7 protein-coding genes are annotated in these 10,740 nt (G+C 59.2%); 4 read left to right on the top strand and 3 right to left on the bottom strand.

All coding sequences use genetic code 11. The features are described from left to right. Positions 1-5: 5 nt before the first annotated feature. Positions 6-1,505, bottom strand: a complete 1,500-nt coding sequence (locus tag HNO80_RS13810; protein ID WP_175323423.1) for an ATP-binding protein — start codon at positions 1,503-1,505, stop codon at positions 6-8. 21 nt (positions 1,506-1,526) lie between these two features. Further along, on the bottom strand, positions 1,527-3,008 hold the full coding sequence (locus HNO80_RS13805; protein ID WP_217500934.1) for a DNA cytosine methyltransferase: 1,482 nt from the start codon (positions 3,006-3,008) through the stop codon (positions 1,527-1,529). Positions 3,009-3,179: 171 nt separating this feature from the next. On the opposite strand from HNO80_RS13805, the gene HNO80_RS13800 reads away from it, so the two are divergent. Then, positions 3,180-3,431 carry a hypothetical protein gene (locus tag HNO80_RS13800; protein WP_175323421.1) on the top strand — a complete coding sequence of 84 codons (252 nt, stop codon included), beginning with the start codon at positions 3,180-3,182 and terminating at the stop codon, positions 3,429-3,431. A 77-nt stretch (positions 3,432-3,508) separates the two neighbouring features. Here HNO80_RS13800 and HNO80_RS13795 read toward each other — a convergent pair whose 3' ends face one another. Further along, on the bottom strand, positions 3,509-4,495 hold the full coding sequence (locus HNO80_RS13795; protein ID WP_175323420.1) for a protein NO VEIN domain-containing protein: 987 nt from the start codon (positions 4,493-4,495) through the stop codon (positions 3,509-3,511). A gap of 567 nt (positions 4,496-5,062) precedes the next feature. Between HNO80_RS13795 and HNO80_RS13790 the strand changes: the two genes are divergently transcribed. The 3 genes from HNO80_RS13790 to HNO80_RS13780 all read left to right on the top strand — a co-directional run bounded on the left by HNO80_RS13790 (position 5,063) and on the right by HNO80_RS13780 (position 10,598). Further along, a complete protein-coding gene (locus tag HNO80_RS13790) occupies positions 5,063-6,898 on the top strand; it encodes a DUF262 domain-containing protein (RefSeq protein ID WP_217500933.1) in 1,836 nt (611 codons plus the stop codon). A gap of 120 nt (positions 6,899-7,018) precedes the next feature. Then, positions 7,019-8,272 (top strand): hypothetical protein, encoded by a 1,254-nt coding sequence (locus tag HNO80_RS13785; RefSeq protein WP_175323418.1) that lies wholly within the window; start codon positions 7,019-7,021, stop codon positions 8,270-8,272. A gap of 643 nt (positions 8,273-8,915) precedes the next feature. Continuing rightward, positions 8,916-10,598, top strand: a complete 1,683-nt coding sequence (locus HNO80_RS13780; RefSeq protein ID WP_175323417.1) for a nuclease-related domain-containing DEAD/DEAH box helicase — start codon at positions 8,916-8,918, stop codon at positions 10,596-10,598. The last annotated feature ends 142 nt before the right edge of the window (positions 10,599-10,740 follow it).

Here is a 10,740-nt window from a genome sequence, read left to right as displayed (position 1 = left end):
AGTTGTCATGAGTTCATGCTTTCTTGGAATGCGGCGACGATGCCTGGGTGCAGGGAGAAGGGTTCGGCTCTCGCTAATACGTCGAGAACTTGCTCGCCAGTTGCGCCGCTGGTGAGCATACGGTCAAAGGAGAACTGGAGAAGCTCCCGCAGGCCCTTCGTGTCCTCCTCAAATGGTTGCTGTGAGGATTCCAAAGAACTGGCCAGGTGGACGGCGATTTGGGTCAGCGGCACAGTTTCTTCAACAAATCGTAAAAGCTGCTCAATCTGCGCCGCATTGGCTTTGCCCGTCTCTAGGCATTGACGTACGACAGGGTTGTCGCGGTTGACGCGATAGGAAATGTTATTGTCTCGGTCCTTGTGCTGCAGCCAAGCAAAGACAAACTTCTGAGACGACCTCGCGGCCTCCATCTTTCCCCGGAAGCGGTAGACCTCCTGAGCTTTCGCTTTGGTTGCGCGTCCTATCCTTTCGAGATCTCGCACGATTGATGCAGGCGGGCGTACCTGTGACTTCCTTACATCGACCTGCCACATGTGGTCCAAAGCGACCGGTATGTCCAGGGCTATGCGGGCAAGTTTGGAGTGTTCCTCCTTCATCCCGCCGACGCCCAACCAGCTGCCCGCGACGAGGAGTCGATCCTCTCGGTATACATAGAAGCCCTGGTGTGCGTTCCACCCGTAGACACCCGCCGCCCTCCTGTGCTCTTCGCCCTCAAGTTTGCTCTTGTGCGGAAGGACGTAGGGTGTGACGCCGATGGCGTGCCCGTGCATCGGCAAATTCTCCTTGCCCGGTGAGTATGTTGAGGCGTTATCCGTAAGAAATGGATCCCAGGGTAGGACTTCAGATCCATTTACATAGATTCTTAGGCGTCGGGGAGATTCCAAGAATCGGTGGAATGTCATCGCCAGGTGGTGGGACACGGTGTCGGCAACTCTTAGGAACTGGGCCTTGGTCATGTGGGATCCGGTTGCCGGATCTCCGATTAGGCGATCACATTTTGTCCATATGATCGCAGTTCCCGTTTCCGAAAAGGCAATGTCATCGAGCGCTTGGATTGGGAGCGAATTTCTCAAGCGCCACTCGCCTGTCTCTTGGACTTCATCGAGGTTCCAGCGGCGGACCGCGGCTTCCTTGCCCTTCGCATTGGAGGTGACAACGGAGAACTCTCGAGCCTGAGCAATCGATGCGGTCTTCAGTCCCAGCCCAAAGCGGCCCAGATCTCCTTTTTTGCGCTCCACGACTGGGCTCTGGCTTCCCAACCGCATCGCATCAACAAGTGCCTGCTCACTCATGCCTTCACCGTCGTCTTTGATGACGATGTAGGCGTCGCCATCATTCCAGACAAACGCGATGTGAACGTTCTTCGCCTTCGCAGCGATACTATTGTCGACCAGATCCGCGATGGACGTCTCCGGTGTGTAGCCGAATGCTCGAAGTGCTTCAAAAACGGGACTCGCACTCGGTTGGACGATATCCCATTCAGTGGCATGCATCGTTGCAGTCACTCCCCCAATCAATCCCGATCCTTACTTAGCTACCAGCTCTGAGACTATCTTGGCAATCTGGTGCGCCAGGTATGGCGGCACTGCGTTGCCGACTTGCGTGTATTGCTGCGTCCGATTCCCAAGAAATACGTAGTTGTCCGGAAAAGACTGGAGCCTAGCAGCTTCTCGAATGGACAGGCTTCGCATCTGGCAAGGATCGGGATGAATGTAGTAGTGCCCATCCTTTGCGATGTGTGAGACCACAGTCGAGGAAGGCTTGTCCCAGACTTGAACCTTGAACCGGTCGGCGAAAGACTTCTTTTCGCTTCTGGCGCTCTGATGATTCGGAGTGAGCCCCTCGGAGAAATCAGACAAGACCGGTGAACGTCCGTGCTTCAGAGCGAATGCGGAAGCGAAGAAATACCTCTGCAAGTCAGATGCCATGTGCCCTCGAGATACATGACCAGCGAAGCCTCCCAGCCTGGTGTCTTCTATCCAGCTACGGAATTTGGCCGCAGCGCCCTCCGCATTGCTCCTCTTCGGAGCGGTGTGGATGAAGTCATTACTGAGCGGCCCGGGGTCGTTCAGATACGTAAGCGCAGCAATGCCATCGTCTGCCAGAGCATCGTTGGCATCAGCGCGCAGAGATACCCAATTGGCTGCCGAGTCGATTCCCTTCGATATTCGCGAGCGAATCGCAGGCATGTCGTGAATCGCGTCCCGCACAGTCACTTGCGTGTCAGCGCGTACGAGTGTCCTTGGCTTACGGCCGAGGTCTTTCCGGATTCCGAGGAGGATGACCCTGTGCCGCTGTTGAGGTACACCGAATTCTTCGGCTCTGATGATGAAGTCCTTGGGGTTCAGAGTCTCCGGCGACCCGGGCTTTGTCAGGGAAAAGATCTCGTACTCCGCCTCGCCACCTATGTTGCGAAGGTCATCGAGGATGCGCTCGAACATGGGCTGACCACCATGGGTAGACGACAAAAGTCCCTTGACGTTCTCCATGACAAAGACCGACGGCAGGAAGGTCGTAATGATGTGGAGGTACTCGCGGTAGAGAAAGTGCTTCTTGTCTTCCTCGAACGCCTCGTCGTTGGCTCGTCTGGAACGCCCCACGAGGGAGTATGCCTGGCAAGGAGGGCCTCCAACAAGGACCCAATTGTCTTCTCCCTGAAGAGTCTCTTTGATCAGAGCATCCGACTCCGCGCGGGTGTCTTCCCCAAGTTCGAGCCGATGAACCCGCTTGGAAGCCCGATCCAGTGCGGCCCCCATCTCCGGGTCATCCCACAATGCTTGGTATTCGACCTCGCCGCGAGCGAAACGATAGTAGACATTTGGAACGCGCCCTCGTCTGTCCAAGTCCCGGAATGCGTGGCGAAGTGTCAAGGTCGAATGAGCCGAGGACTCCATCTCTATGGCAGCGACGGACTCAAAAACATTGCCGCCGTTGAGCGTTAGGGCTCCGAAGCCTTCGCCAAGCCCACCGGGCCCCGCAAAAATATCGACGATCGGTATCGATCCCAACAGAATAATCCTCCAGAGTCCCGAAGGCGATCTTGCGATCGCCCATACACGCGTTGGCCCTGCAGCCAGCCAGATAAATCTACTACGAGCCACTGACAGAACTGCGCTATCCATCTCGACTTGCCCTCGCATCGGCGTCGGATGCGAGCAAGCACACGCTAGGGTCAACCCATGGTGAAGATTCAGGCAGTGACTCGAAGTTCAAGCGGCATCCAGCCGCATAAGACTGAGTCCATATGTACGTTTCAGACAGTCTCGGGTGTGGACGGCGAAGTCCTCCTGCACATTGCGACGTACGGGTCGGCTGAGCGGGCGATGCCTGGGAAAGCCAGCCAGCAGATCCAGTTTACTGAATCCGGTGCCCGAGACATGCTGGCGGCGATATACGCTGCCTTTCCAACCCTGAAGCGGACCGCCCCCTAGCCCCGGTCGCAACCCGGGGTGCCCGGCGCTCGATCGGGCACCCCGTCGCCCAGCGGCGAGTCGCAACAGAACGAGCTTTAGTCTAGGAAGTACTCGAAACTCAGTGGCTTGAGGTTCTCGGGCGACGGTCGCCAATCCGGGTACACGCTCATAACGCCGTTCCCCGTAGCGATCGAGCCATCCAAACGACGCTCCCACTCAATGTCAGCGACGACGACCAAGTCCGTTCGATCGTAGTCGTTCGCGTGGGTTACCTCATTGCGCGTGAGAATGACCTTCTGGACATGGCCCTGAGAGCCCTTCACTTCCACGTGCCGGACCTCATCGCCCCGGATGACTCGCAGGTCGTAAGACTTGTGCGCACCAACATCTTCGACGCTGTAACCGGCAGCCGAGTAGTGTGCCTTCGCTTGGTGAACCGCTTGCATTTCAATTGCCTTCTTCAACACTGGGTCAGCACAGAAGCCCGCGTAAGTCTCCTTCACTCCGTTCTGGCCTCCGGCCTGCTGAGGACTCACGAGCGGCTGAGCAGACCCGCCCCAATCACTTTCGGGCCGCAACCCTGCGATGATGTCCACGAGGGCCCGCGGCACCTTCGCCAGATAAGCCTCCCTCGGACGGAATCCCCCACTACCGTCCTGAAACGGGAAGTAGATGGGCGCGCCATAGTCATTGATGAGCTGATCCTTCACTGCGCCGATCTCGCCAGCGCTATCCTCCAGCTCGCGCAACAGGAGCGGGTCAGCGGGAACAAAATCGCCCAATGGAACCCGAACGCCAGGTCCTGTGGTGCTGCGCCACTGATTCTCCGGAGCTGCCTGCGGCCGACCAACCACAACGGAGTGGCCGTAAATTCCGGACTTGCCAGCCCCGGCGTAGCTAACTCCGAGCCAGTGGAAAACCACATCGCCCTCCCGGACATCCCACATGTGGCTGTATCTGCCTTCGTCAGGGGAGATCAGCTCAGTCCCCCAATTGGGACGACTCACGAGCTCCATCCAGTACCGCTGGGTCGGGTCGCCGTCCCACCATCGGGCCTTCTTTGCCGTCGTACTAACAGTCATTTCTCCCCCATGTTGTATATCGTGGACCGATTTAACTATTGAATCTTCTTTGTACTAAGTAGCTCCGACGGTTTACCGTTTCATCTCATACGAGGCTTTCCGCTGTTAGATCTCGTCCTCGGCGCGATTGACGACGGCGCCGGCTTGCGGCGTCGCTCTGGCTGTTGGGAAGAGGACTGCGTCGACGCACCGGACATGGAAAAACACATACCGGCGGATGCGGGCGACCTGCGTCCCTGGGGCGGCGGTCAGTACCTGCACGTAAGCCACCACGCAGCCGCTCTGGCACTCGAGTTCTGGGACTTCGGGCGGCGTGACTGCTCCAAAAACGAGTTCATGTGGTCCGATTTCGCACGATGGATGGCAGATCGTAGTTACAACTAACCTCGCAAGTTACCCAAACGTTCCTGCTCGTTGATGCGCAGATTTTCTAGGGTCAAGTGCAATTTGGCCGAACTACGCGAGCCCAGCCCACCTTGGCCCGCTCTGGGCTTTAGAGTCGTCACGAGATTCTCTTCCACTCAAATTTCTCAATCAGGGGGAACGTTGCAGGCCGATACTTACGCTTTGAAATCAGTTTTGGGCTTAGAGCGTAGGTATGTGATTCCGACTTTCCAGCGGGACTACGAGTGGACCCGCGAAGGCCAATGGCGACTGCTCCATGAGGACCTCTTGTCGGCTGCGGAACGGCTACACAAAGCCCGTCGTCAAGCCGACGCCCTTGGTGACTCCAGGGCCAGCGCCGACAAAAATGTGACACCGCATTTCTTGGGAGCGATTGTTTGTGAGCAGCTGCCGTCGTCGACCGGCGGTGTGGACCAGCGGGCCGTTATCGACGGGCAGCAGCGCCTGACGACACTGCAGCTGCTCGCCCGCGGAATCCTCGACGTCCTCCAGGAAAAGGCCTCCCCGCGAGCGTCTCAAATGCGGAGACTGATCAAGAACCCTTCGGATGTGGCGACTGAGCCCCTGGACCAGTACAAGCTGTGGCCCAGACGTAAAGACCGCGAGGTTTGGCCCGACGCCGTGTCAGATGATAGTCCTTCCAGCAACGGGCACCTCTATCTCTCGGCACGAAAGTTCTTTGCGGATCAGACACGCGCTGCAGTCGATGCGGCGCCGGATGGTGAACTGCTGGATGCCATCGTCGATACGTTCTTGGGTCTGTTCAAACTTGTAGTCATTGACCTCGAAGACAATGACGACGCTCAGGTTATCTTCGAGGTGCTCAATGGGCGTCAGACCCCGCTATCAGCGACCGACCTAGTGAAGAACCTGCTGTTCCTTCGCGGCGATCTCCGTGGCGAAGGGGAGCTCGAGACGCTGTATGACAGGTACTGGGCTCCCCTGGACGAAGCATGGTGGAAGACGACGGTGGGTACTGGACACGCTGCCCGTGGACGCCGGGACGTGCTCCTGTCCGCCTGGCTGACCGCTGTGTCGGGGCAGGAAGCTGCTATCGGTCACCTTTATGGCCAGGTACGTGCGTACTTGGCGGCCAACAACAGAGCTACCGAGCCTGTGCTCAAGGAACTTAGCGAATACGCTGCGGCGTACAGCACCATCTACCATCCAGGACAAGCAGAGTCGGCGATTTTGGCGCAGGTCTACACTCGGCTCGACCGGATTCGTGTTTCGACTGCAGTGCCTCTTCTCTTATGGCTTCGCACTCTTCCGAGCGACGTACTCCCGCTCTCTGATCACGAGGTCGTCGTGGGAGCGATCGAGTCCTGGGTGATGCGTCGCATGATCACAGGGGCAAACACCAGGGGATATGGCACGTTTTTTGTGGATGTGCTGAAGTCCGCGCAAGCCGCGCAGATGGAAGGGCACAATATTTCTGACGCGGTCACTGCTTTTCTGAGTTCCACTTCCCAGGGATTAGCTTGGCCGACCGATGACGACGTCGCCGAAGCCTTCGCCAACAACAAGTTCTACAACTCGTTTACTCAGGAGCGGATCCGCCTCGTTCTGGGTGCAATCGACAAGCACCTCCAGTTCGAGAACCCTCGCACAGAGCCGGCGACGTTTGACTACGAGCAACTGCAGATTGAACATATCTTGCCCTCCTCATGGCAAACTCATTGGCCCCTGGACATCGTGGACCCAGCGCAGCTCGAGCTAGCCACGCAGCAGCGTCATTCCGCCGCTCACCGAATCGGCAATCTCACTCTCGTGACGTCCCGGTTCAATCAAGGAGTTTCAAACTTCGGGTGGGACGTCAAGCGCCCCGAGTTCGCATTGCAGTCAAGCCTTCAGCTCAACAAGCCACTGGCTTCATCGGAGTCCTGGGATGAGGCCTCGATTCAAAACCGAGCGCGTCACCTCGCGGAGGTCGCCTGCCGCGTGTGGCCCCGGGTCACGCCCGTCGGACCCCCGGTCGAAACTGCGCCGACCGACTGACGAGCAATGGGTATGCCTCTTGCACAACGGGAAGGCTAGAAAAGACCTGGCGGTAAAAGTCTGTGCTCCGGGCCATCATTGTGCAGCACTACTCAGCCGCACATGGATTAGGGGACCGAAGTGACATTTCAATGGGCTGTCGTACTGGGGGCGATTTCCGTCGTCTGCCTCTTCATCGTCTGGATAATGCGCCGAAACAAGGCGTCAGACAAAAGCCACGGCGTCTCGGATGCTCACACGGCTGCACTCGCCCATCATCCAGGAATTGAGGGTGCGTTCGAGGAAAGCCAAGGGCCCACGCAGGTCAGAGTTGGCACAGTGGCGGCTCCGGAAACGCAAGACCGTCCAACGGTGGCTGAAAACAGGCCGACCGCACAACAACCGACGGGAGAAGTGGGCCCCTTCCCGAGTCCTTCTGTCGACGTGCCACGGGCACCGGCAGACCCTGATCAAACTCGAGCGTGGAGTGCCGAGCAAGGGCAGCGATTGTTGGCCGGCTACAGAAAGGGGGATTCGATCGCAGTTTTATCCCGGACCTGCGGTGTGACCGGCCGCGCTGTGGTCTACGAGCTGAGCCGCCAGCTTCTCGAACCTATCGGTCGGATGGTCGATCCGACCGCGCCGAAGTTCCAGACCGCTTGGAGCACCGGAGAGCTCAGGATCCTTGATTACTACTACTCGAGCGACGTGAGTCTGCCCGACATCGCCCGCAACATGCAGCGGGACCAGTTCGAAGTAGCGTTCCAGCTTTTCGCGAATCACATCGCTCGGGTGCCCATGGGCCCTGTCCCTCCCCCGGATATGAGCGGCTTAAGCGAGAAACATGCAGTTGGGTTGTCCGTGCCGTCCCTTAGCGAATCCCCCGTCCCCGAGACACTCCAGACTGGCGGTATCCCCAAAAGTCTCGAGCCTTCCGAGCCTGGCCCGGCTCTGGCGATAGTTATTCCGCAACACGTCGTGGATGACACGCCTTCCGCGAGTGCTGTCGTCGGCCGTGCCGATCCAAGCAACGACTCAGACGACAACCGCAGCTGGTCTTCAAATGAGCTCACTCGGTTGCTTCACCTCTACGCCGACAATGAAGACATGGAGATCGCCGACCTCGCTCGTCATTTTGGTACGACGAGTCGTTCAGTCGTAATCGCGTTGACCAACCTCATCTTGAAGCCGCTGGGTCCACTTGAAGATGAAAACGCACCAAAATGGCGGCGAGCTTGGACCCATCGGGACATCGATGACGTACACGATTTGTTCTGGACGGGCGCCTCGCTTCAGACAATCGCCCATGCGGTAGGCCGCGATCAGCTTTCCGTAGCCTTTCGGCTTCTCCGGGACCGCCTCCCGGAGGTCCACTGCCTCTCTGAGGGCATCTAGCGTTCAAGCGTCCGCCCTAGACCGCGCAGCAACAGTGTTTTCGAGGACTTCAAGGTGGGGTAACCGCTGACAACGTCCATAGTCGGCACTTGGATCCGACTTTTGGAATCGGCTGCTAAAACTGCACGGACCCCTGCAGCCAGCCTGACAAGATTTTGCTCACCCGTGACGACCACCTTGGGTACAACAGCAATCGAAACGCTCTCTCTCCGCGGGGGTCAAGGGGCACCTGCTGTCTCGCCGTTGCCGGGCGGGAGCTAGATATCTTCCTGAACATGATGGCCACCTCCGTGACCGACAATCACTCCTATTGGCCGGCCGCCGTTTACACCCACGCACCCGAGGCGGCCGGCCCAACGAGATCTCGTGCTCAGCTGTGTGGGATCTATTGTTCATACCAGCCTGAAGGTTTGTCGCCCAACATCGGCACCCGTCGCCTCATCTAGGTGTCAACGGTCCGGAGTCGAGCTATGGCACGCGTCCCTCCCGCAGAGAACGTCGTCGAAACAGCTAGTGCCTCCGTCCACACTGACCATTGGCTCGAGCCACGCAGTTCGTGTCGCCAATGCAAGTTCGCTGCGCCCGGTTACCGTGGGATCAGCGAATACCGGGAAGCCGGTTCATGGGATTGGGGGGGGCAACAGTGAGGTGCATTCCGGAAGAACCGGACTTTGGTGACGGCCGCGCTGCCGAGAGTGCCATATGGGCAGCACTGCAGGCCCAGCTGCCTGACGACGTCGTCCTTGCCCACTCCGTCCAAATCAGGGACGGACGCGCAGAGCACGAGATCGACATCCTTGTGCTCTGGCCCGGCGTCGGGATGGCCGCCATCGAGGTCAAAGGCGGAAGGGTCGGCGTCGAGAACGGACAGTGGTACCAGTCCGACAAGACCGGCGGGCACAACATCCATAGCCCTGTGGTCCAGTCGCAGGCGTCGATGCATGCGATCAAGAATTGGCTGGAGAACCAGCTGGGATCCCGGCTCAGCAGCCGCTTCGCATATCTGGTCAGTCTCCCCTACACGGACGTGCCGCAGGACTGGGCCATGGCAGGGTGTCCCCGCTCGCTGATACTGGACCGGGCGGACACTGATTCACTAAGAGACAAGGTGCAGCAAGCCATCGAGCGTGAAGGCAGCGGGGCCACCACTCTGACCCCGGCCTTCCTGGACCGCATCGTGCGGAAGCTCGGCGGCGATCTCGACGCCGGGTCCGCGCGAGTCCCCGACCCCCACGAAACCGAAGACGCCCAGGACCACCTCACCATTCGGCAATCAGTACTCCTGCGCGCAACCCGTTCGCTTCCCCGCGTCCGTTTCACCGGCGGAGCCGGCAGCGGCAAGACCTGGCTCGCCCTCGAAAAAGCACGTCTCCTCTGTAAGGAAGGCAAGCGGGTCGGCCTCTTCTGCTACAACAAGGGGCTGAGCCAGTACCTGCAGCAGCAGGTCTCCGGGTGGCGGCAGGCAAAACCAGTCTTCACCGGGGAGTTCCACGAGTATGTCCGCGCCCTCGGAGTCCCGGACGGCACCGGTACCGACTACTTTGAGGAGGAGATGCCGCGCCTCCTCAAGGAGCTGGCGGACAGCATGGAACAGCACCAAAGGCTGGACGCCGTCGTCGTCGATGAAGCACAAGACTTCGCACCATTGTGGTGGGAGTCGCTGCTCGCCTGCACCAAAAATCCGGGCGCCGGTGAGGTGTATGCGTTCATGGATGACCGGCAGGACGTCTACCAACGGTGGGGCGGGACCGGCGCCGACGGCCAGCATCCGACGTCGGACTTGGTACCGATCCACATCGATGAAAACCTGCGCAACACCCGGAAGATCGCCGAAACATTCCGGTCCTTCGCAGGCGAACACTTCACGCCTCGCGGCGGCACCGGCCTGCCTGTCCGGCGCGTTGAATGCGACACCGAGGACGCCCTCGACGCGGCCGACGAATGCGTCGAGGCGCTCATGGATGAAGGCTGGAGCAACAACCAGATAGCCCTGCTCACGACCAAATCCCGGCATCCGGTTCACCAGGAGCGCTTCGACGCCGGGTCCATCGCCGAGTACTGGCTGGACTTCCACGCGAACAATGACGTCTTCTATGGCCACGTTCTTGGGTTCAAAGGCTTGGAACGCTCGGCCGTGGTTCTGTGCGTCAACGGGTTCAAGGACATGGAGCGCGCCGCAGAGCAACTATACGTGGGCCTGTCCCGGGCCCGAAGCCTGCTCGTTGTGGTAGGGGATTCTGGACTGCTGGAGAGCGCTGGCGGGCGGGACTTGAAAGCGGCACTCGCTCGCGCCGAGGCGTGGCAGCCCGCTGCTGTCGGAAGCTGAAGCTGAGTGTGCAACCCCATTGCTGCCCGTCGGTTGCCGGACCTTCACTGCCTGCCATCGAACCGGTGAAGATATGCCGGCTCATGTGGAGTTCAACGCTTCGAGGCAACGCAATGCGCATTTCCTGCGCGACGCCAGGGGG

It is taken from the genome of Arthrobacter sp. C9C5 (genome assembly GCF_013359735.1).
Classification (GTDB): domain Bacteria; phylum Actinomycetota; class Actinomycetes; order Actinomycetales; family Micrococcaceae; genus Arthrobacter.
This window is presented reverse-complemented; position numbering and strand designations above follow the sequence as displayed.